The organism is Nonomuraea harbinensis (assembly GCF_019396385.1).
GTDB lineage: Bacteria > Actinomycetota > Actinomycetes > Streptosporangiales > Streptosporangiaceae > Nonomuraea > Nonomuraea ferruginea.
The window spans coordinates 69,476-91,387 of sequence record NZ_JAHKRN010000039.1 but is presented as its reverse complement, the minus strand read 5'-3'; the positions used below and the strand labels follow the sequence as shown (position 1 = coordinate 91,387).

The following is a 21,912-nucleotide window of genomic DNA, read 5'->3' as shown; positions in this document are numbered from 1 at the left end:
AGCTGCCGGGGATCGGCATGGAGCTCGACGAGGACGGAAGCCCGGCGGCGGCCGTCGTCACTGGAGCCGTCAGTCCTCCAGGTCGACCGAGCGCCCGGTGTCGGCGCCGATCTCCTGGCCGATCTGCTCGACCACCTCGGCCGGGATGGCCGTGTCGACGGTCAGCGCGATGAGCGCCTTGCCGCCCTTGGCGTGGCGGGAGACCTGCATGGAGGCGATGTTGATGCCCTGCTCGCCGAGGATGCGGCCGACCACGCCGACGATCCCCGGACGGTCGGTGTAGGTGAAGAACGACAGGTGGGCGGTCGGCTCGATCTCCATCTCGTAGCCGTTGACCTCGACGATCTTGGTGATCTGCCGGGGGCCGGACAGCGTGCCGGAGACCGAGACCTGGCGGCCGTCGGCCAGCACGCCGCGCACGGTCACGACGTTGCGCCAGTCGGGGCTGTCGGAGCTGGTGACCAGGTCGACGCCGACGCCCCGGTCCTTGGCCAGCAGCGGCGCGTTGACGTACGTGACCTGCTCCTCGACGACGTCGGAGAAGACGCCCTTGAGCGCGGCCAGCTCGATGACCCGCACGTCCTGCGCGGCGATCTCGCCGCGCACCTCGATGTCGAGCTTGGTGGCCACCTCGCCGGCCAGGGCGGTGAAGACCCGGCCCAGCTTCTCGGCCAGGGGCAGGCCCGGCTTGACGTCCTCGGCGACCGCGCCGCCCTGGACGTTGACCGCGTCGGGCACGAACTCGCCGGCCAGCGCCAGCTTCACGCTCCTGGCGACCTGGGTGCCGGCCTTCTCCTGGGCCTCGTGCGTGGAGGCGCCCAGGTGGGGCGTGACGACGACCTGATCGAGCTCGAAGAGCGGACTGTCGGTGCAGGGCTCCTTGGCGAACACGTCGAGGCCGGCACCGGCGACGCGGCCTTCCTTGATCGCGGCGTAGAGTGCGGCCTCGTCGACGATGCCGCCGCGGGCCACGTTGACGATGCGCACCGACGGCTTGACCTCGTGGAGCTCGCGGTCGCCGATGAGGCCGACGGTCTCCTTGGTCTTGGGCAGGTGGACGGTGAGGAAGTCGGCCTGCTTGAGCACCTCTTCGAGGCTCAGGAGCTGGACGCCCATCTGCGCGGCGCGGGCCGGCGGCAGGTAGGGGTCGTAGGCGATCAGCTCGACGCCGAACGGCTGCAGCCGCTGCGCCACGAGCTGGCCGATCTTGCCCAGGCCGAGGATGCCGACGACCTTCTCGTCGAGCTCGACGCCGGTGTACTTGGACCGCTTCCACTCGCCGTTCTTCAGCGCGGCGTGGGCCTGCGCGGTGTTGCGGGCGCTGGCCAGGATGAGCGCGACGGTCTGCTCGGCGGCGCTGGTGATGTTGGAGGTGGGCGCGTTGACCACCATGACGCCGGCCTTGGTGGCCGCCTCGACGTCGACGTTGTCGAGGCCGACGCCGGCCCTGGCCACGACGCGCAGCTTGGGCGCCGCGGCGATCGCCTCGGCGTCCACCTTGGTGGCGGATCGGACGATGAGCGCGTCCACGTCGGCGAGGGCGGGCAGCAGCTGGGACCGATCGGCGCCGTCGGTGTGGCGGACCTCGAAATCGGCACCGAGCACGGCCAGGCCGGCCTCGGAGAGCTCCTCTGCGACCAGTACGACGGGCTTGTTCACGAGCGTGAGTCCTTAGTAGCGTGCGGCGGGCGTCAGGGACACGTCGATGGGTCCCCCGGTCACCTGAGAGTCTATCGGTGGCTTGTGAACGCTTTCACGAAGGATCAGCATCTGAGATGACGCGGTCCGTACCCCTGGACGGGACAAGTCATCCACACCGCAGCCATCTTCATCTTGATCCGGAGAATTATTCGCCATTAGCCTGATAAGCCGTGGCCGACTACCTATGGTTCGTCATATGAGCATCGGGAATCCTGCGCTTGCCGACGTGCTCGCCCAGCATGGTGCTCCGCACCGGTTGCTGGCGGCTCTCGCTGACGGTGGAGTCCTGGTGGCCGTGCGACCGGATCGATCCGTCGTCCTGGGCACGACCCAGGCCGGTGACCGCGTGCTGCTCGGATACACCAGCGCGGCGACCTACGCCAGACACCACGGCAGCCATTCGCTCTCGGCCTGTGACGCCGACACCATCCTCGACATCGAGCGTGTCACCGGCGTCCGGGAGATCGTGATCGACGCCGCAGGCCCGGCCGCGGCCGCCGTTCCGATCGACGACCTGCAGCGTTTCCTCACCTCGACCCGCACCGGGCCGACCCCCGTCCTGTCCGGGGCCGCCCCCGCCGCGTACGCGACGGGCGCGATGGCCACGGTGTCGCGGAGCGGCGCGATCGCCCAGGCCGCGCCGCGGTCGCAGGAGGCGCCCCCGCTCCCGTGGATCCCGGCGCCCAGACCGCATCTGTCGGGGCCGATGCAGCAGGTCGACCCCGGCTACCGCCGGTGCGCGCACCCGATCCTGCCCGCGCTGCGCCAGGCCGTCGCGCAACTGCTCATGGACTTCCCGCTGGTCCACCACGTGTGGATCTCCGAGGCCCGCACCGCCTCCGGCGCTCCCGGCATCATGCTGCACGTGAAGGTCCACATGACGGCCGCCGAGGACGTGGTGCGCGACCTCCACCGGGGCGTGCGCGCCCGGCTGCCGCAGCTCGCGGCGAGCGGGGCGCCGATCCTCATGGCCAGGGTGGCCGACTCGCTCAGCGAGCGCCGCATGGTGGAGATCGGCGCGCATGTGGTATGCGCCAACGTGAACGAATAGCGTGAATCCGTCGAACTAGGCCCTACCGAACGGTCTTCCGCTCGGCTTCAATGAGTTCCGTGATCGCACCCGCCGTGGCCGCCCCCACGGTCCCCAGAGGCGTGCGGCTGGGCTACGGTGTCGGCTCCTTCTGCACCGCCACCTTCGGTTCCGTGCCCGGACTGCTGCTGCTGTTCTACATGACCAACTTCCTGGCGGTGCCCGCGTGGCTGGCCGGGATCGTGGTGACCGCGCCCAAGGTGTGGGACCTGCTGATCAACCCGCTGGTGGGCCGCTGGTCCGACCGGACCGTCTCGCGGCTCGGGCCGCGCCGGCCGTGGCTGCTGGCCGGCGCCTGCACGCTGCCGGTCGCCTTCTTCCTGGTGTTCGCCGGCCCGCCGCTCACGGGCATCCCCGCCGCCTTGTACGTGGGAGCCTGCTTCATGGTGGCGGCCACGGCCTACGCGCTGTTCGAGGTGCCGTACAAGGCGATGCCCGCGGAGATGACCGACGACTACCACGAGCGGACGTCGCTGCTGCAGTGGCGGATGGTGTTCGTCGGCGCGGCGACGGCGATCGCCGGCGTCGCGGCCCCCGCGATCGTCAACAGCCAGGGCGAGAGCGGCACGCTGGCGAGCTACCGCCTCATGGGCGTGGTGATCGCCGTGGTGCTGTTCGCCGCCATGCTGGGATCCTTCTTCGGTACGGCACGCGCCCCCATGACGGGTGCGCCGGAGGCCGACACCGGCAGCCTGATCAAGCAGTTCGCGGTAGTCAGGGGCAACAAGGCGTTCATCTGGCTGACGGCGCTGAGCTGCACGCAGCAGCTCGCCGTGGCCATCATGCTGGCGGCCGCCCCCTACTTCGCCACGTACACGATCGGCGATCCCCGGGCCACCACCACGCTGTTCGCCGCGCTGGTGGTGCCGATGATGCTGACGATGCCGATGTGGACGTGGCTGTCCAAGCGCTTCGACAAGCGGAACGCGATGATCATGGCGGCCTCCACCTTCGCCACCGGCACGGCGCTGGCGCTGGCCACCCCGATCTTCGGCGGCTGGTACGCGCACGTGATGATCCTGCTGGTCGGCACCGGGGTCGCGGGGGTCACCCTGCTGCAGTTCTCGATGCTGGCCGACGTGATCGCGGTGGACGCCGCCACCACGGGCAAGCGGCGGGCGGGCGTGTTCACCGGCCTGTGGACGGCGATCGAGAGCGGGGTCAGCGCGTTCGGCGCGCTGATCCTGGGATCGATCCTGAGCATCGGCGGGTTCCTGTCGTCCGTGGCGAGCCAGCGGGTCGAGCAGCCGGACAGCGCCGTGACCGCGGTGCTCATCGGGCAGACCGCGGTCCCGGCGCTGATCATCCTGCTGTCGGTCGTGATGACGCTGCGCTACCAGCTCAGGGACCCTAAGCGAACCGTCTCCCCGGCGGTCCCTGACGCGACCGTGTGACGAGCCCGGCCACCAGCGCCGCCAGCAGCGGCGGCCCGAGCACCACCAGGGCCGTGGCCGCCCAGGGCACGGCGATCACGGCCGGCACCAGGCTGTCCAGGGCATCCGGCGGCTGTTCCCGCCTGGTCAGCGGCACGGCCATCACCGCGCCCATGACCGCGCCGCCGACCGCGCCCACGAGGGCGCCGATCCCGGCGATGAAGCCGGCCTGAGCGGCCAGGATCGCCCTGCGCGTCCTGGGCGGCCCGCCGACCGCCGACACGATGTCCAGGTCGCGGCGCAGGTCGGCCGCGGCCAGCCCGGTGGCGGCGAGGGTGCCGCCGAGGCTGAGGAGCAGCGCCAGGCCGAACACCCACCAGAACCTGCCCAGGGTCGAGGGCGCCTCCCTGTCCAGGACGGCCACGTCCGCGCGCGCGGACGGCATGCTGAGCTGCCGTTGCAGGCGCTGGACGTCGGCGGGCCGGTGCGTGGCGTACAGCACCCGTTCGGCCACCGTGTACCCGGCCTTCTCCAGGGCCGCGGGCGGGATCACGGCACCGGTCCTGCCCGGGTCGCCGGACGCCGCCGCCACGGCGGGGATCCGGACGAGACTGCCTCCTCCCCCGCCGTCCGCGGTCAACTGGAGGGCGAGCGTGCCGTTCTGGAGCAGCGCGGGATCGAACACCACCGCTTTGCCGTCGGCCAGCGCCTCGGCCGCCCGCGGGTCGGGCCGTCCCTGGAAGAAGGCCAGCAGGCGGGCGTCGCCGATGGGCGGGTCCACGAGGAAGTAACCGATCCTGGGATTCTCGTCCGCCAGGATCTGCACGGCCCTCCCCTCGCTGTCGGACGCCTTCCCGGCGGGCACCAGCGGCACGCCCGGCAGCGCCTTGGCCGCGGCCGCGCGCAGGTCGGCCCATCCCCAGTCGTCGACCTGCCTGGCCGCGATCCGCAGCGTGTCCGGCGGCTGCTGGGCCCGGTGCGTCGTGAGGGCGACGGTGATCGAGCTCTCCACCCCGATGCCCAGCGTGACGGCCCCCATGGTGGCGGCCATCACCGCCGCCGCCGCGGACGCCGTACGGGTCCGGTGGCGGGCGGCGTCGCGTACGGCCAGCCGGAGCGGGAGCGGCAGCCGCGCGGCGAGCCCGCCGAGTGCCGTCACCATGACCGGGATGAGCGCGACCAGTCCCAGCACCACCAGAACACCGGCCGGCAGGAGAAACGCGTCGGCGATCACCCCGTACGGACGCCCGCCACGCAGCGCGTACACGGTCACGGCAAGCCCGCCCACCAGCAGGAGTCCTGCCAGCACGGGAAGCCGCCCACGCCGCGAGCCGGCGAGCGCGGGACGCCGGGCACCGCGCGGGTTGATGGCCCCGAAACGCCGGGCACGGCGCGCGACGACGCCGGCTCCCGCGCTCTCCTCGCGGTCGGCCAACACGCGGGCCGGGTCCTGGCGCGCGGCTGACACGGCAGGGACGAGGGCCGCGACGAGCGCGCCCGCCACGCCGAGGGCCGTCACGCCGAGGACCGGGCCCCAGGGCACGTCCGCCGGGCCGGACTGGCCCAGCAGCCGCTTGAGCAGCGGCATGAGCGCCAGCGTGCCGCCGGTGCCGAGCGCCGCGCCGAGCAGGGCGGCCACCCCGCCCAGCACCAGCCCGTCGGCCAGCACGATCACCTTCAGATGACGGGCGGAGCCGCCCTGCGCGGCGATCAGCGCCAGTTCCCTGCGCCTGCGCCGCAGCCCGACGGCGAAGGCCGGGCCCGTCAGCAGGGCCATCTCCATCACGACCAGCACCGCCATGGCGGCGAGCGTCATCAGGGCGGGCGCGCCGAGCGCGCGGTCGAACGGGTTACCGTACGCGCCGGCCACCGGCGGGCCGGTCAGGACGGCACGGGAGGTCACGAGCATGCCGATGCCGTTCAGTCGCCGCACGTCCTCCCACAGGACAGGACGCGCGGAGTCGGCGAGCCACCCGGGACCGTGCCCGCCGCGCTTGTCCAGCAGGAGCGCGTGCTGGAGGCCGACCACCTCCTGGATCTCCACGTTGTGCGGGTGCTCGACCACGCCGACCACGCGGACCCGCCGGTCCCTGGCCGTCACCGTGATCGTGTCGCCGACGCGGAGGCCCGACTCCCGCGCCAGGGCGGGTGTCACGGCCACCTCACTCGCGGAGGCGGGGAGACGACCCTCGGCCAAGAGGCGGACGCCCTGGGTCATCGGGTCGCGCAGGTCCAGCTCCAGCGCGCTGACCTCGTGGTAGCGGTCCGTGTCGCGGATCTCCACCGATCCCACGTCATAGGGGATGAGCCGGGCGTCCAGCAGCGCGGTCACCTCGTCCGCGGTCCGCACCGTGCCGTCCGTCGCGGGGCCCTCGGCCGCCAGCATGAACCGGCCGTGCACGGGCTGGGAGACGCGGCCGCCGTGGGCCGTGGTGACGATCCGCGCGTCCGCGGCGCCCAGCTCGGCCGTGATGTCCTCGCCGGGTGCGACGTCCACGGTGGCGTCGTAGGTGAGCAGGGCGGTGAAGACCAGCACGGGCAGCCCGATCATGGCCATGACGAGCGCGGTGCGGCCCTTGGCGCGCAGCGCCTCCCTGCGGGACAGACGCAGCGCCGCCAGGAACGCGCTCATCTCGCGCTCTCCAGAGCCTCCGCGGTCGAGTCGGCCACCCGGCCGTCGCGCAGGTAGACCACGCGGTCGGCCCAGGCCGCGTAGCGCGGCTCGTGCGTCACCAGCAGCACGGCCGCGCCCGCGTCGCACCGCTCGCGCAGCAGCCGCAGGATGTCGTCGCCCGTCGCGGTGTCGAGCGCGCCGGTCGGCTCGTCGGCCAGCAGCAGGCATCGCTCGCCGACCAGCGCCCTGGCGATCGCCACCCGCTGGCGCTGGCCGCCGGACAGCTCGCCGGGGAAGCGGCCGGCCACCTCGTCCGCGCCCACCTCGCGCAGCGCGGCCTCGGCCTCCTCGCGGGCCCGACCGGCGCGCACGCCGTCGAGCTCGCGCGGCAGCATGACGTTCTCGGCGGCGGTCAGCGACGGGATCAGGTTCAGGTCCTGGAACACGTACCCGATGCCACCGCGCCGCAGTGCGGCCAGATCACGCACCGAGGCCAGGTCGGCGCCCTCGACGGACACGCTCCCCGAGGTGGGCCGGTCAAGCCCGCCGGCCAGGTTGAGCAGGGTGGACTTGCCGGACCCGGACGGGCCCATCACGGCCAGCAGCTCGCCGCGTCCCACCGCCAGGGTGACGCCGCGCAGCGCGGGCACGTCCCCGAACGTCCGGGTGACCTCCCGCATCTCCAGCACGCTCATGCCTTCCTCTCCTTGAGTACGGCCTCGCAGTGGTCCAGCCAGCGCTGTTCCGCCTCGGCCTTGAAGATCATGGAATCCAGGACGAGCCGCTGGGCGGCCCCGTCCGCGACGCCGCGCTTGGCCCTGGTCAGCTCCTGCAGCGTGCGCATGGTGGCCATCCGCTGGGCCAGGATCACGCCGGCCACGTCCACGTCGGCGGCGGCGACCGCCATGGCGATCTTGATGACCAGCTCGTCCCTGGGCCTGTCGGTCTGGCCGACAGGGGTGGCGAACCACGTCGCCAGCTCTTCCCGGCCCGCCTCGGTGATCGCGTAGAGGGTGCGGCCCTGATCGTCGGCGCCGCCCGGCGCCACCAGGCCGTCGCGTTCCAGGCGGGAGAGCGTCGTGTAGACCTGGCCGATGTTCAGCGGCCAGGTCGCCCCCGTCGACGCCTCGAACTCCACCCTGAGCTGGTAGCCGTAGCGTGGCCCGCCGCTCAGGAGGGCGAGCAGTCCGTGTCTGATCGACATGCATACTGAGTATGCATACTCGGTATGCTCTCGGCAACAGATCCGCGTATTCTGGACAGGGTGCGCACTCGCGGCCGATACTCGGGAGATGAGCTCGACGCACCCACCGTTCCGCGCCTCTGATGGCGAACGGGATCGCGCGATCGACGAGCTCCGCGAGCGCGCCGCCGAGGGGCGGCTCTCGCACGACACCTTCGTGGTCCGCGTCGACCAGGCGCTGCGCGCCCGCAACCAGCAGGAGCTCGACGCGCTCGTGGCCGACCTGCCGCGGCGGCTCACGCTGCGCCGGCGGGTGACGAACGCGGTCACCGGCGCGGTGTCGGCGGTCTCCGACTTCACCACCAGCCTGCAGTCCGCCTGGCGCAAGCCCCGGCTGCCCCGCCTCGCCCTGCCCGACGACGACCGCCGGCGTTACGTGGTCGGCCGCGGGTCCGCGTGCGACCTCGTCCTGTCGGACCTGACGGTCTCCCGGGTCCACGCCGAGCTGCGCCGCGACGACGACGGCGAGTGGATGCTGGTAGACCTGGGCTCGCTCAACGGCACCCGGCTCAACGGCTGGCGGCTGGTCGGCCCGGCCCGGGTCAAGCCCGGCGACGAGGTCTCGTTCGGCGACTGCGGGTTCGTCATGAACGCCGAGGGGCCCTAGTTCCACAAAAATACGGATATTTGCGGATTACACCGTGCGCCGCCTGGTTCATGATCACAGCGAGCCCCTGTCGCATCCCTTTGGAGACCCCCTATGCGGCGCACCTCAGCATCCCTCGTCGCGGGCGCGCTCGTCGCGGCCCTCGCGTGGGCGTCCGGCCCCTCCTCCCCCGCGGTCGCGCTCGAACCCTCGCCCGGCGTGGCCGACCTGGCCCAGGACATCAACCAGATCCTCGCCGACTCCCGGCTGACCATCGCCCAGGCCGGTGTGATGGTCAAGAGCGCGGCGAACGGCGAGGAGCTCTACTCGACCGACGCGGGCAAGCTCCTGATGCCGGCGTCCAACACCAAGCTTTTCACGTCGGCCGCGGCGGCGGAGGTGCTCGGCCTCGACTACCGGTTCACCACCAGCGTGCTGAGCTCCGGGCGCAAGGCCGGTTCCGTGCTCACGGGCGACCTGGTGCTGCGCGGCACCGGTGACCCGACCATGCTGGCCGAGGACTACGACGCGCTGGCCGCCGAGGTCGCCGGCTCGGGCGTCAAGCTGGTCACCGGCAAGCTCGTGGCCGACGACACCTGGTTCGACGCGGTCCGGCTCGGCCAGGACTGGGCGTGGGACGACGAGACGGCCTACTACGCGGCCCCGATCTCCGCGCTCACCGCCTCCCCCGACCGCGACTACGACGCGGGCTCGGTGATCGTCACCGTCGCGCCCGACGGCGGCAAGGTCAAGGTGACCACCACGCCGGACACCGACTACCTGGAGATCGTCAACAAGGCCACGGTGGGATCGTCCACCGATGTGCTCATCGAGCGCACGCACGGCACGAAGACCGTGGTCATCACCGGCACGGTCGCGTCCACGTACAACGAGTGGGTGTCCGTGGACGACCCGGCTTCCTACACCGCGGCGCTGTTCCGCGACGCGCTCAAGAAGCGCGGCGTGCGGGTGCTGGGCAAGACCGTGGCCGGCGCGGCCCCCGGCGGTGCGAAGGAGCTGGCGAAGAAGGAGTCGATGCCGCTCAGCGAGCTGCTCGTGCCGTTCATGAAGCTGAGCAACAACATCCACGCCGAGATCCTCACCAAGGCGATGGGCCGCAAGGTCGCCGACCAGGGCACCTGGGCCGCCGGACTCAAGGCGAGCTCCGACTTCGCCCGCGCCAACGGGGTGCAGGTGCTCAACCTGCGCGACGGCTCCGGCCTGTCGCGCCGCGACGGCATCACGCCCGCCTCGATCGCGCAGTTGCTGCTCGCCGTGCGTGACAAGCCGTGGTATCAGGCGTGGTACGACTCGCTGCCGGTCGCGGGGAACGCGGACCGGTTCGTGGGCGGCACCCTGCGCAGCCGGATGCGCGACACTCCGGCGGCGAACAACGTGCGCGCCAAGACCGGGTCGCTCACCGGCGTCACGGCGCTGTCCGGATACGTGACGAGCGCCGACGGGGAGCCGCTGGTGTTCTCCATCATGCTGAACCAGTATCTGTCGTCCTCGCCGAAGGACATCGAGGACAAGATCGCGATCCGCCTCGCGCAGTTCTCCAGGACCGCGACGGTGGACGCCGCGGTCCAGCTCAAGTCGGCCGCCGAGGAGTCGCCCGACCTGGAGTGCTCGTGGCTCAAGCCCGCGCAGTGCTAGCACGATCACTTTTCTGACCGGGTGCGCCCCAACGGGCGCACCCGGTTTTTTGTGCCCTGGACGCGTGATCCAGACGTTGGGTTTACCGAGGCCAGCGGGTTAATTGTTACGATTGGGTCACGTGGAACTCCAGATATAGAGGAGTTTTTCCGGACATCAACGACGCGGAGGGCCAGAATGCGGTCTCGACGCTCAACTCACCGGAGGACAGCGATGCGAAGACGGCTCCAGGCACTGGCCTGCCTCGGAAGTCTCGCGGCGACGGGCATTCCCGCGTCGAGCCCGGCGGCCGCGCAGACCGCGTACACGGCGCAGGCCGTGGAGACCGCGGCGGGCGCCGCGGTCCCCACGATGGCGGCGTGCCGCGTGGTGGCCGCCAGGCCGGCGCTGGACCCGGGCGGGACGATCACGGCCACGGCCGTGCGGACCGGCTGCGACGACGAGTCCCTGCTCCGCCTACGGATCAGGGAGGCAGGACCCGGCCCCGACCGCACCCTCGGGAGCGGCTCCCGGGTGCTGGTGAACGGCCGCGTCACGGTCAGGCTGCGCTGCTCCCCCGCTCCACGCCGCTACTACGTCACGGCCATGGACTTCGAGGGCCGCCCCGCCACGTCGCGCAGCGTGGTGCTGTCATGCGGGTACGGGCGAGGGTCCGGCTCGGACGCCTCCGCCGCCGAAGCCGCGGTCGTCAGGCTCACCAACCAGGCCCGCGCCGGCCGGGGCTGCCGGCCGCTGCTGCACGACCGCAGGCTGCACAGGGCGGCCGAACGGCACTCGGCGGACATGGCCGCCAGGGGCTACTTCGACCACACCGGCCGGGACGGCCGCTCCGGGGGCGACCGCATCCGGGCCGCCGGTTTCGCGCCGCTCCGCGGCTGGGGCGAGAACATCGCCGTGGGCCCGCACTCCGCCGCCCAGGTGGTGCGGGGCTGGCTCGACAGCCCCGGTCACCGCAGGAACATCATGGACTGCTCGTACACTCACATCGGCGTCGGCCAGCACCCGCGCGGCCCGCACTGGACCCAGACCTTCGCCAGCCACTGAGCGCCGGGCGCCGAGACCACCGGAGCGCCGGGCGTACCGGCCCCACCCGTGCCGGTTCCCACCGCACGCCCCGCGCTCCCTCCGGCGGGCCCGGCCGCGGCTCCGTATCGGACCGCGGCCGGGCCCGCACCCAGGCGTGTCAGTCGCTCAGAAGGTCCACCGCGGCCCGGCCGAACGCGCGCACCCTGCCCGTCTCGCCGCCGGCCCGCCACACCAGCCCCCATTCGACCCGGGGCGCGTCGCGTACCGGCACGTAGGCCACGTCAGGGCGGGCGTAGTAGCGCCGCGTCTGCGCCCCCACCGGCAGCACCCCGCGCCCCGCGCCGACCAGCGTCAGGGCCTCGTGCAGGGTCGCCGCCCGAGGCCCCGGCGAGCCCGGTGCGGCCCGGCCGCCCGCCAGCTCCACCACCGTCACCCGCTCCAGGTCGGCCAGCCCCACGGACTCCCGGCGGGCGAACGGATGCCCCGCCGGCACCGCCGCCATCAGCGCCTCCCGCACCAGCACCGGCCCCGCGTCCGCGCCCGGCACCGGCAGCGTCGTCAGCACGACGTCCACCTCGCCGTCGCGCAGCCACGCCGCCACCTCTCCCGGCTGCGCCTCCCTGATCACCACCTCGCAGCCCGGCACCCTGCTCCGGAACAGCTCCTCCACCCCGGCCAGCAGTTGCCCCGCGGCCGCCCCGGTGAAGGCCGCTCGAAGCGTCCCCGTCAGCCCGCGGCCCGCGTCGGCCGCCCGCTCGTACGCGGCCCCGATGGCCTCCCAGGCGGGCCGCACCTCCTCGTGGAGCCGGCGCCCCACCGGGGTGAGCGCGACGCGGCGGCTGGTCCGGTCGAACAGCGGCGCGCCCACCCGCCGCTCCAGCTTCCTGATCGTCTGACTGACCCGCGCGGTGGACACGCGCAGCCGCTCGGCGGTGCGCCCGAAGTGCAGCTCCTCGGCGAGGGTCAGGAACGCCTCGATCTCGTGCCTCTCCAGCACCCCGCCCTCCCGTCCTTAAGCCCGGCTTCACGATCGTGGCACAGAGCGGCGTTGATCACCGCCCGCCGGAACCGGAGGCTGGAGGCCCGTTCGAAAGGAGCACCACGCATGTACGTCACCGAGCACCGCGCCCTGTCCGGCGCCCCGCGCGAGATGGAGGACCGGACGGAGATCACCGACGCCCTCCTCCGCTTCGCCCTGGGCCAGGATCTGCGGGACGAGGACCTGTTCGCGTCCTGCTTCACCGAGGACGCCGAGCTGGACTTCCGCCCGGCCGCCGCCCGCTGGGGGGCCGCGCCGCCGCTGATGAAGGGCCGGGACGCGATCGTCACGACGATCCTGTCCGGCTTCAGCGGACGGGTCGACACCACCCACCAGGTCACGAACCCGCGCATCGCCGTCACCGGCGACACGGCCCGCCTGACCGCCCTGGTCGAGGCGCAGCACCTGCTCACCGCCGACCACGACACGCACGCGTTGCTGAAGAACCGCTACGACGTCGAGCTGGTACGGGACGGCGGCCGATGGCTGATGAGCCGGATCCGCATCGAGAACGTCTGGTACACCGGCGACCCGGCGGCCATCTTCACGGACAGTAACCGGCCCGGCGGCGTCACGTAGAGAGGGAGGGGAATGGGGAAGGGGCGGAAAACGGTGACGGGGCCCACCTCGTCGATGAGGTGGGCCCCGCTCTAACGACCTGTTATGCCTCAGCGGTTGGTGAGGATGTCCAGGACATCGTTGAGGACGTCGAGGTCGAGGAAGTCATTGTCAGAACCGTTGTTGGTCCACTCGCCATCCTGCGACCTGTTGTACCTGATGTCGTCGCCGTCGTCGTCGTGGTCGTGGTCGTAGTTGGCCACTACCGGTGCGGTGGTGTAACCCTGAGCGAGCGCGGGAGCGCCGCCCAGCATGACCATGCCGCCGATCAGACCGGTCAGGACAAGTCCCGTCTTGTACATCGGATCTCCTCTGTTACCTCTCGACTACTCTCCGTAGGTAGCGGTCGGAAGTATCCCCGAAGGCCTCTCCGAACAAACGCCGAGAATCACGCTTTGACGTACGAAGAAGCCTCCCTTGGCGGAACCTAGACGAAAGCCGGTCGTCCATGACGATCGGACTACCCACAGGCGACGCCGTCCGGATGAGACGGGGACGGCCACGGCGGCGCCGGAAAAGCGGCAAAAAGGGCGCGGCCCCGGCCGGAGGATCACCCCGGCCGGGGCCGCGCACGCGGACTCACGCGGCTCTGTCAGCCGCGTGACGTCATGAAAAATCAGGCCTTGAGCCAGCTCATCATCGGACGGAGCTTGGCGCCGGTCTTCTCGATCGGGTTCTCCGCCAGCTCGTCACGGTGACGCTGGAACTCCTTCTGGCCGCCGTCGAACTCCTCCACCAGCTCGCGGGCGAACCGGCCGTCCTGGATCTCGGCGAGGATCTCGCGCATCGCCTGGCGGGTCTGCTCGGTGACGACGCGCGAGCCGCGGGTGTAGCCGCCGTACTCGGCCGTGTCGGAGACCGACCAGTACATCTTCGAGATGCCGCCCTCGTACATGAGGTCGACGATGAGCTTCATCTCGTGCAGGCACTCGAAGTAGGCCACCTCCGGCTGGTAGCCGGCCTCGATCAGGGTCTCGAAACCGGCCTTGATCAGCTCGGAGACGCCGCCGCACAGGACGGCCTGCTCGCCGAACAGGTCGGTCTCGGTCTCCTCGGTGAACGTGGTCTTGAGCGCGCCGGCGCGGGTGCCGCCGATGCCCTTGGCGTACGAGAGCGCCAGGTCGAGGGCCTTGCCGGAGGCGTCCTTCTCCACCGCCACCAGGCAGGGCACGCCGCGCCCCGCCTCGAACTGGCGGCGCACCAGGTGGCCGGGGCCCTTGGGCGCGACCATGCACACGTCGACGCCCTCGGGCGCCTCGATGAGGCCGTAGCGGATGTTGAGGCCGTGGCCGAAGAAGAGCGCGTCGCCCTCCCTGAGGTTCGGCGCGACGTGCTCGGCGTAGAGGTGGCGCTGGATGTGGTCCGGCGCCAGGATCATCGTGACGTCGGCCTCCTTGACCGCCTCCGACGGCGTGAGCACGCGCAGGCCGTCATTCTCGGCCTTCTCGCGGCTCTTGGAGCCCTCGGGCAGGCCGACGCGCACGTCGACGCCGGAGTCACGCAGGGAGAGCGCGTGGGCGTGGCCCTGGCTGCCGTACCCCAGCACGGCCACACGGCGCCCCTGGATGATCGACAGGTCGGCCTGGTCGTCGTAGAAAATCTCGGTCACTTGCGAATAACCTTTCAGGCGGTACGGTCCAGTGCCCTGAGGGACCGGTCGGTGATGGAACGGGCGCCGCGGCCGATGGCCACCATGCCCGACTGGACGAGTTCTTTGATGCCGAACGGTTCGAGCACCTTGACGAACGCGTCGAGTTTGTCGGGGGTGCCGGTGACCTCGATGGTCACCGCGTCGGAGGCCACGTCGATGCAGCGGGCCCGGAAGAGCTGGACGAGCTCCAGCACGTGGGAGCGGCTGTCGGCGTCGGCCTTGACCTTGATCAGCGTCAGCTCGCGCTGCACGGACTGGGACGGGTCGAGCTCGACGATCTTGAGCACGTTCACCAGCTTGTTGAGCTGCTTGGTGACCTGCTCCAGCGGGAGCTCCTCGACGTTGACCACGATCGTCATGCGGGAGATGTCTTCGTGCTCGGTGGGCCCGACGGCCAGCGAGTCGATGTTGAAGCCCCGCCGGCTGAACAGCGCGGACACCCGCGCCAGGACACCCGGCTTGTTCTCCACGAGCACTGACAGCGTGTGTCTGCTCATTCTTCGTTCTCCCACGTAGGCGCCATGTCACGGGCGTACTTGATCTCGTCGTTGCTCGTCCCTGCCGCGACCATGGGCCAGACCATGGCGTCCTGGTGGACGACGAAGTCGACCACCACCGGCACGTCGTTGATCTCCATGGCCTTCTTGATGGTCGCGTCGACGTCTTCGGGACGCTCGCACCTCAGGCCCACACAACCATAGGCCTCCGCCAGCTTGACGAAGTCGGGGATCCGGCGGGTCGCCTGCAGGTCGGTGTTGGAGTAGCGCTCGTCGTAGAAGAGGGTCTGCCACTGGCGGACCATGCCGAGGTTGCCGTTGTTGATGACGGCGATCTTGATCGGCACGCCCTCCAGGGTGCACGTGGCCAGCTCCTGGTTGGTCATCTGGAAGCAGCCGTCGCCGTCGATGGCCCACACGACCGCGTCGGGGTCGCCCATCTTCGCGCCCATCGCTGCCGGGACCGCGAAGCCCATGGTGCCGGCGCCGCCGGAGTTGATGAACGCGCCCGGCCGCTCGTGCGCGATGAACTGGGCGGCCCACATCTGGTGCTGGCCGACCCCGGCCACGTAGTAGGCGTCGGGCCCGGCGATCGCGCTCAGCCGCTGCATCACGTACTGAGGGGCCAGCGAACCGTCGTCGAACTCGTCGTAGCCGAGCGGGTAGGTCTCCTTGTAGCCGTTGAGCGTCGTCCACCAGTCGGCGTAGTCGCCCTGCTGGCCGGACGCCTCGACGGCGGCGATCAGGTCGCCGATGACCTCCTTGCAGTCGCCCACGATCGGCACGTCGGCGTGGCGGTTCTTGGAGATCTCCGCCGGGTCGATGTCGGCGTGCACGATCTTGGCGTACGGGGCGAACGTGGAGAGCTGGCCGGTGACCCGGTCGTCGAACCGAACGCCCAGGCCGACGAGCAGGTCCGCCTGCTGCAGGGCGCCCACCGCGGAGACCGAGCCGTGCATGCCGGGCATGCCGAGGTGCTGGGGGTGGCTGTCGGGGAACGTGCCGCGCGCCATCAGCGTGGTGACCACCGGGATGCCCGTCAGCTCGGCCAGGCGGAGCAGCTCCTCGGAGGCGCGGGCCTTGTGGACGCCGCCGCCGACGTACAGCACCGGCCGCCGGGACTCGGCGATCAGCTTGGCCGCCTCGCGGATCTGCTTGGAATGCGGCCGGGTGACGGGGCGGTAGCCGGGCAGCTGCATGACCGGCGGCCAGCTGAACTGGGTCTCGGCCTGCAGCGCGTCCTTGGAGATGTCGACCAGCACGGGCCCGGGGCGGCCGGTGGCGGCGATGTGGAACGCCTCGGCGATCGTCCGGGCGATGTCGTCGGCGTCGGTGATGAGGAAGTTGTGCTTGGTGATCGGCATGGTGATGCCGGAGATGTCGGCCTCCTGGAAGGCGTCCGTGCCGATCGCCCCGCTGGCCACCTGCCCGGTGATCGCCACGATCGGCACCGAGTCCATGTAGGCGTCGGCGATCGGAGTCACCAGGTTGGTCGCACCCGGCCCGCTGGTCGCCATGCACACGCCGACCTTGCCGGTGGCCTGCGCGTATCCCTCGGCCGCGTGGCCGGCGCCCTGCTCGTGCCGTACAAGCACGTGCCGGACCTTGGCCGAGTCGTACAGGGGATCGTAGGCGGGGAGGATGGCGCCGCCAGGGATCCCGAACACGGTGTCGACTCCCACGTGCTCCAAGGCCCTGACCAGGGCCTGTGCACCTGTCATCCGTTCGGTCATCGGCTCGTTCCTTGTGTGATCACACGTCAGGACATAAAAAATGCCCCTCCCCACGGGAAGTGGGAGCGGGGCGGCGCGCAGGTCGGAGTGCTTCGCTAACGGCCTGCGCGCCGGCGAAGTACTACGAGAATCTCACTGCGAAGCATGGCTTACACGATAGCCGCTCTGAACCGCCCGGTGTCAACTTGGTGGGACACAGGTCTCACACGCTGAGATCAAACGGTGAGACTGGTCCGCATCAGCGAGTCGACGCCCCTGGCCGCCATGGGCCGGGCCACGAGGAAACCCTGACCGCGGGTGCAGCCCATCTCGCGCAGCAGGTCGAGCTGCTCGGGCCGCTCGATGCCCTCGGCCACCACGATGAGCCCGAGGTCGTGGCCGAGCCGCACGATGGTCCGGGTGAGCAGGGTCAGCGTGTCGTCCTGGCCCAGCCCGGACACGAACGACGGATCGATCTTGATCATGTCGACCGGGAGCTGACGGAGGAAGGCCAGCGAGGCGTAGCCGGTGCCGAAGTCGTCGATGGCCAGCCGCACGCCCAGGGCGCGCAGCTCCGACAGCCGCTTGACGGTCTCGTCGGCGTCGTCGACGAGCATTTCCTCGATCACCTCAAGGGTGAGCGCGCAAGCGGGCAGCCCGCTCTCCTCCAGCGCCTCCTCGACCGTCTGCACGAACCGGGGGGCGGTGATCTGGCGGGCGGACAGGTTGAGCGACAGGCCGATGTCCCAGGACTCGGCCCGCCAGGCGGCCACCTCGCGGCACGCCTCGCGCAGGATCCACTCCCCCAGCGGCACGATGAGGCCGGTGTCCTCGGCCGGGCCGAGGAACTGGTCGGGCGGCACGAACACCGAGCCGCGGCACCACCGCACCAGCGCCTCGACCGCGGTCACCCGGGAGGTGGCCAGGTCGACCACGGGTTGGTACTCGATCGCGAACTGGTGCTCGATCAGCGCCCGCTGCAGGTCGGCGGCGAGCTCCAGCCTGCGGACCACGTCGGCGTGCATCTGCGCGGCGAACACCTCGACCCGGCGCCCGCCGAGCTCCTTGGCCCGCGCCATGGCCACGTCGGCGTTGCGGATCAGGTCGCCGGCGGGCACGTCGTCCTCGGCGAAGGCGACCCCGACGCTGCCGGTGAGCGCCACGTCGCGGTCGGCCACCCGGAACGGCTCCTGCGAGACCGCCCGCAGCAGGCGCTCGGCCAGGTCGACGGCGAGCTGGGCGTCGCCGCCGGTCTCGATGAGCACGGCGAACTCGTCGCCGCCCCACCGGGCGAGCGTGTCGTCGGGGCGTACGGCGCCGCGCAGCCGGCGCGCGGCCTGGCCGAGGAGGTAGTCGCCGCTGGCGTGGCCGACGGAGTCGTTGACGGAGGTGAACCCGTCGAGGTCGAGGAAGATGACCGCGACGTGGCCGGAGCCGCCGAGCACCTCGCGGGTGCGCTCCTCGAAGTAGGCGCGGTTGGGCAGGCCGGTGACGCCGTCGTGGAAGGTCAGGTGGGCGACCTGGTTGCGCAGCGCCTCCTCGTCGCTGATGTCGCGGGTGGTGACCAGGATCTGGTCCTCGCCGCTGGCGTGGCGGGTGGCGACGGACTCGGTGGGCCGCCAGGTGCCGTCGGCGGCGCGTACGCGGCAGGCGATGAGGCAGGCGCCGGGATTGGCGTCGTCCTCGTCGTCGAGGCCCATCGCGCGCAGCGACGACTGGATCTGGGGCACGTCCTCGGGGTGGATGTAGTCGAAGATCGATCCGCCGACGAGCTGCTCGGGGCGGTAGCCGTAGGTCTCCTCCACCCCGGCCCCGATCTCGTGCACGGTGCCCTCGTGGTCGCAGATGAGCACCACGTCGCCGGTGCTCTCGGCCAGGTCGCGCAGTTGCTTCTCGCCGCGCGAGAGCAGCGTGCGCAGCCGCAGGTTGACACCTGACAGCACGAACAGGCGCAGCAGCAGGAGCAGCACCATCGAGGCGGCGACCACCACGACGCCGGTGACGGGCGCCTGCCGCCCCCCGCTCGACAGGTGGAAGACCATGGTCACGGTGGCCACGGCGACCAGCGCCAGCGGCAGCAGCGCGATGAGGCTGCCCATGAGCGGCCAGGCCGTCACCTCGCGCCGCCGGGCCCAGGGCACGACGGTCAGCAGCAGGAACGCCGCCGGCGCCAGCGCCAGGCTCCACCCGGGCGGCCCGCCGCCGTCGAGCCTGGCCACGGCGCCGGCCAGGCTGGAGGTCGTGGTGGCCGCGAGCACGCACAGGCCGGCCACGCCGAGCGGCAGGGCTACGGCCCTGCCGGTGACCACCGAAGGCACCACCGCGCACGTCACCAGCAGCGCCAGCATGGGCGGCAGCATCGAGAAGGTGAACAGCGCCGGGTCGGCGGTGTTGTCGTAGACGTGGCGCAGCGCCACCACCCAGCCGATCACGAACAGCGCGGCGGCGCTCAGGTAGGAGTCGGTGACGTGGCGGAGCACGACCAGGGCGGGCGGGCGGCGACCGCCGGCGACGAGCGCGCCCCCGCCGATCAGCACGGTGCCGAGCAGCACGAGCAGGTCGGCGAAGCTCACCATGAGGCTGGAGCTGTCGGTGAACGGGCGCACGGCCACGCCGAGGGCCCAGACCACGGCGCCGCCGCCCATCCAGCGCATCCCCCTGGACATGGACCGGCGCTCGGCCGGCGGCCCGGAGGCGAGCAGCAGCGAGGCGGCGGCGAGCATGGCCGCGAGGAATCCGGCGACAGCGCCGATGTAGAGGGCCGGGCCGCCCGCAAGGAGCGCAGCCGCGACCCCGGCCGCGCCGATCGCCGCTCCGGCGGTCAGCGATGCCCGTGGATCACGCCAGCGGATCACAGTCGTTGCCCATCCCGTCCTCGAACCCTGCTCCCGTGGCCGCCGAAGCCCGGCGGGTCCACATCGCCAGTGTGTGTGGTCTCGGCTGCGCGGGTGGTGACAACGCCGATGTCGTCACCGATCTGATAACCACACGGACCAATTGCCGCCAAGAATCCCTTGACAGGAAGTCAGGAAACCTTGGATAGACGCAACGGTACGCACCGAAGGTCACGGCCCAGCCACGTTCCGGATTCTCCTCAGTACGCGTCGGTGATGATGTTGTCCAGCGGCTCGCCGCGGAGGTGCCTGGAGATTTGCGCCCGGATGAGCTTCAGCGTGCGCCGGCCGGAGGCGGGCGTGCTGCCGGCCACGTGGGGGGTGATCAGCACGCCGGGCGCGCTCCACAGGGGATGGCCCTCGGGCAGCGGCTCCGGATCGGTCACGTCGAGCGCGGCCCGCAGCCGGCCGGCCTCCAGCTCGGCGACCAGCGCGCCGGTGTCGACCACCCCGCCCCTGGCGGCGTTGACCAGCACGGCGCCGTCCTTCATGCGGGCCAGGAATCCGGCGTCCACCATGCGGGCGGTAGCGGGGGTGGAGGGCACGAGCAGCACCACCACGTCCGCGACGGGCAGCAGGGCGGGCAGCTCGTCCATGCCGTGGACGGGCCCGTACTCGCTGTCGCGGGCGCTCCTGGCCACCCGGACGACCTCCACCTCGAAGCCCGCCAGGCGGCGCTCCAGCGCGCCGCCGATGGAGCCGTAGCCGACGATCAGCACGGTGGAGTCGGCGAGCGCCCCGGTGTGGCGGTAGGTCCACGCGCCGCGCCGCTGCGCGCCGGCGAACTCGGGGAACTCGCGGACGACCGCGATCATCGCTCCCGCCGCCCATTCGGCGGTGCCGGCGTCGTGTACGCCGCGCGCGTTGCACAGCACCACGCCCTCCGGCAGGTGAGGGCGGTACGGGTCGACGCCCGCGGTCACGGTCTGGAGGAGGCGCAGCGAGCGCATGCGGGCGAGGATCCCGGGCACGTCGGACACCACCACGAGAGGCGGGACCCACACCTCGACGTCCTCGATCCCGGGCGGCTCCGGCACGTCGCGGTGGAACACCGCGCACTCCACGCCGGGCAGCTCGGACAGGACGTCGGCGACAGCGTCGGAGGGCACCCAGATCTTCATGCGGGAAACCTTAAGGGTCGGGAGTGAGTATGGGACACATGAGGCACATCTGGATGATCATCTTTCTGGCGGCGCTCACCGCCTGTTCAGGCGCGGACGGGGTGGCGACCACGCCCACGGCCTCCGTCAGCCCCGGGCGCTCCCCTGGCGAGCCCACGACGGTGGCGGAGAACCTCGCGGTGCCGTGGTCGATCGCGTTCCTGCCGGGCGGGGACGCGCTGGTGACCGAGCGCGACACCGCCCGGCTGGTCCGCGTGAGCGCCTCCGGCCAGGTCACCGAGGTGGCCAAGATCGACGGCGTCGTCCCCGACGGCGAGGGCGGGCTGATGGGGCTGGCGGTCAAGGACGACCAGGTGTTCGTCTACTACACCGCCGCCGAGGACAACCGGATCGTCCGCTACCGGTTCAGCGGCGACGCGGTGTCGGATCCTCGGGTGATCGTCCAGGGCATCCCCAAGGGCGGCATCCACAACGGCGGCAGGCTGGCGTTCGGGCCCGACGGCCACCTGTACGCGAGCACCGGCGAGATCGGCGACCGGGAGCTGGCGCAGCAGCGCGACTCGCTCGCGGGCAAGATCCTGCGGATGACCCCCGACGGCGAGCCCGCGCCCGGCAACCCGTTCGGCACGCTCGTCTACAGCCTCGGCCACCGCAATGTGCAGGGCCTGGCCTGGGACGACCAGGGCAGGCTGTACGCGTCCGAGTTCGGCGCCAACAGCTTCGACGAGCTCAACCTGATCAAGCCGGGCGCCAACTACGGCTGGCCGGAGGTCGAGGGCCGCGGCGACAACCCCGAGTTCGAGAACCCGATCGTCACCTGGGACACCTCGGAGGCGTCGCCGTCGGCGCTGGCCTACGCCGACGGGTCGCTCTGGATGGGCGCGCTGCGCGGCGAGCGCCTGTGGCAGATCCCGCTGGCCGCGGACGGCTCGCCCGGCGAACCGGTGGCCCACTACTCCGGCGTCTACGGCAGGCTCCGCGCGGTCTCCACGGCTCCCGACGGGAAGCTCTGGGTGGGGACGAGCAACAAGGACGGCCGGGGCGACGTGCGTGACGGCGACGACAGGATCATCGCCGTCACGCCGTGACGG

18 protein-coding genes are annotated in these 21,912 nt (G+C 71.6%); 7 read left to right on the top strand and 11 right to left on the bottom strand.

Going from position 1 to position 21,912, the window contains the following annotated elements; all coding sequences use genetic code 11:
• Positions 1–69: 69 nt before the first annotated feature.
• The gene (gene serA / locus KME79_RS31960) at positions 70–1,659 is read right to left on the bottom strand and encodes a phosphoglycerate dehydrogenase (protein WP_148029483.1); all 1,590 of its coding nucleotides are present in this window, start codon (positions 1,657–1,659) and stop codon (positions 70–72) included.
• A 238-nt stretch (positions 1,660–1,897) separates the two neighbouring features.
• Here serA and KME79_RS31955 point away from each other — a divergent pair, with 238 nt between their 5' ends.
• Together KME79_RS31955 and KME79_RS31950 are read left to right on the top strand one after the other, a co-directional pair.
• Entirely contained in the window at positions 1,898–2,752 is an 855-nt protein-coding gene (locus KME79_RS31955; protein WP_219548453.1) for a hypothetical protein, read from the top strand.
• Between the two features lie 50 nt (positions 2,753–2,802).
• A complete protein-coding gene (locus KME79_RS31950) occupies positions 2,803–4,185 on the top strand; it encodes an MFS transporter (protein WP_219548451.1) in 1,383 nt (460 codons plus the stop codon).
• On the opposite strand, the gene KME79_RS31945 is transcribed toward KME79_RS31950, so the two are convergent.
• The 3 genes from KME79_RS31945 to KME79_RS31935 are packed head-to-tail and all read right to left on the bottom strand — an operon-like array spanning position 4,142 to position 7,982.
• Positions 4,142–6,796: an FtsX-like permease family protein gene (locus KME79_RS31945; protein WP_219548449.1), complete on the bottom strand. Its 2,655-nt coding sequence runs from the start codon at positions 6,794–6,796 to the stop codon at positions 4,142–4,144. The two genes, KME79_RS31950 and KME79_RS31945, sit on opposite strands and share 44 nt — an antisense overlap.
• Positions 6,793–7,473 carry an ABC transporter ATP-binding protein gene (locus tag KME79_RS31940; RefSeq protein WP_219548447.1) on the bottom strand — a complete coding sequence of 227 codons (681 nt, stop codon included), beginning with the start codon at positions 7,471–7,473 and terminating at the stop codon, positions 6,793–6,795. Before KME79_RS31940 ends, KME79_RS31945 begins: the two co-directional genes overlap by 4 nt.
• Positions 7,470–7,982, bottom strand: a complete 513-nt coding sequence (locus KME79_RS31935; RefSeq protein WP_219548445.1) for a PadR family transcriptional regulator — start codon at positions 7,980–7,982, stop codon at positions 7,470–7,472. The genes KME79_RS31940 and KME79_RS31935 overlap by 4 nt, the downstream gene beginning before the upstream one ends.
• Before the next feature lie 88 nt (positions 7,983–8,070).
• On the opposite strand from KME79_RS31935, the gene KME79_RS31930 reads away from it, so the two are divergent.
• The 3 genes from KME79_RS31930 to KME79_RS31920 all read left to right on the top strand — a co-directional run bounded on the left by KME79_RS31930 (position 8,071) and on the right by KME79_RS31920 (position 11,307).
• Positions 8,071–8,628 carry an FHA domain-containing protein gene (locus tag KME79_RS31930; protein WP_148029477.1) on the top strand — a complete coding sequence of 186 codons (558 nt, stop codon included), beginning with the start codon at positions 8,071–8,073 and terminating at the stop codon, positions 8,626–8,628.
• A 93-nt stretch (positions 8,629–8,721) separates the two neighbouring features.
• The gene (gene dacB / locus KME79_RS31925) at positions 8,722–10,263 is read left to right on the top strand and encodes a D-alanyl-D-alanine carboxypeptidase/D-alanyl-D-alanine endopeptidase (RefSeq protein ID WP_219548443.1); all 1,542 of its coding nucleotides are present in this window, start codon (positions 8,722–8,724) and stop codon (positions 10,261–10,263) included.
• A 213-nt stretch (positions 10,264–10,476) separates the two neighbouring features.
• On the top strand, positions 10,477–11,307 hold the full coding sequence (locus KME79_RS31920) for a CAP domain-containing protein (protein ID WP_219548441.1): 831 nt from the start codon (positions 10,477–10,479) through the stop codon (positions 11,305–11,307).
• Between the two features lie 139 nt (positions 11,308–11,446).
• On the opposite strand, the gene KME79_RS31915 is transcribed toward KME79_RS31920, so the two are convergent.
• Positions 11,447–12,286, bottom strand: coding sequence for a LysR family transcriptional regulator (locus KME79_RS31915; protein ID WP_219548439.1), 840 nt, complete (start codon positions 12,284–12,286; stop codon positions 11,447–11,449).
• 108 nt (positions 12,287–12,394) lie between these two features.
• Here KME79_RS31915 and KME79_RS31910 point away from each other — a divergent pair, with 108 nt between their 5' ends.
• Positions 12,395–12,907: a nuclear transport factor 2 family protein gene (locus tag KME79_RS31910; protein WP_219548436.1), complete on the top strand. Its 513-nt coding sequence runs from the start codon at positions 12,395–12,397 to the stop codon at positions 12,905–12,907.
• 89 nt (positions 12,908–12,996) lie between these two features.
• On the opposite strand, the gene KME79_RS31905 is transcribed toward KME79_RS31910, so the two are convergent.
• From KME79_RS31905 to KME79_RS31880, 6 genes are all read right to left on the bottom strand, one after another.
• A complete protein-coding gene (locus tag KME79_RS31905; RefSeq protein ID WP_219548433.1) occupies positions 12,997–13,248 on the bottom strand; it encodes a hypothetical protein in 252 nt (83 codons plus the stop codon).
• Positions 13,249–13,562: 314 nt separating this feature from the next.
• Positions 13,563–14,546 (bottom strand): ketol-acid reductoisomerase, encoded by a 984-nt coding sequence (gene ilvC / locus KME79_RS31900; RefSeq protein ID WP_219548465.1) that lies wholly within the window; start codon positions 14,544–14,546, stop codon positions 13,563–13,565.
• Positions 14,547–14,569: 23 nt separating this feature from the next.
• Entirely contained in the window at positions 14,570–15,094 is a 525-nt protein-coding gene (gene ilvN / locus KME79_RS31895) for an acetolactate synthase small subunit (RefSeq protein WP_148029472.1), read from the bottom strand.
• A complete protein-coding gene (locus tag KME79_RS31890) occupies positions 15,091–16,827 on the bottom strand; it encodes an acetolactate synthase large subunit (RefSeq protein ID WP_219548430.1) in 1,737 nt (578 codons plus the stop codon). Before KME79_RS31890 ends, ilvN begins: the two co-directional genes overlap by 4 nt.
• A gap of 215 nt (positions 16,828–17,042) precedes the next feature.
• Positions 17,043–19,661: a putative bifunctional diguanylate cyclase/phosphodiesterase gene (locus KME79_RS31885; protein ID WP_308249125.1), complete on the bottom strand. Its 2,619-nt coding sequence runs from the start codon at positions 19,659–19,661 to the stop codon at positions 17,043–17,045.
• A 239-nt stretch (positions 19,662–19,900) separates the two neighbouring features.
• The gene (locus tag KME79_RS31880; protein ID WP_219548427.1) at positions 19,901–20,821 is read right to left on the bottom strand and encodes a 2-hydroxyacid dehydrogenase; all 921 of its coding nucleotides are present in this window, start codon (positions 20,819–20,821) and stop codon (positions 19,901–19,903) included.
• 38 nt (positions 20,822–20,859) lie between these two features.
• Here KME79_RS31880 and KME79_RS31875 point away from each other — a divergent pair, with 38 nt between their 5' ends.
• Entirely contained in the window at positions 20,860–21,909 is a 1,050-nt protein-coding gene (locus KME79_RS31875) for a PQQ-dependent sugar dehydrogenase (protein ID WP_219548424.1), read from the top strand.
• Positions 21,910–21,912: the final 3 nt, after the last annotated feature.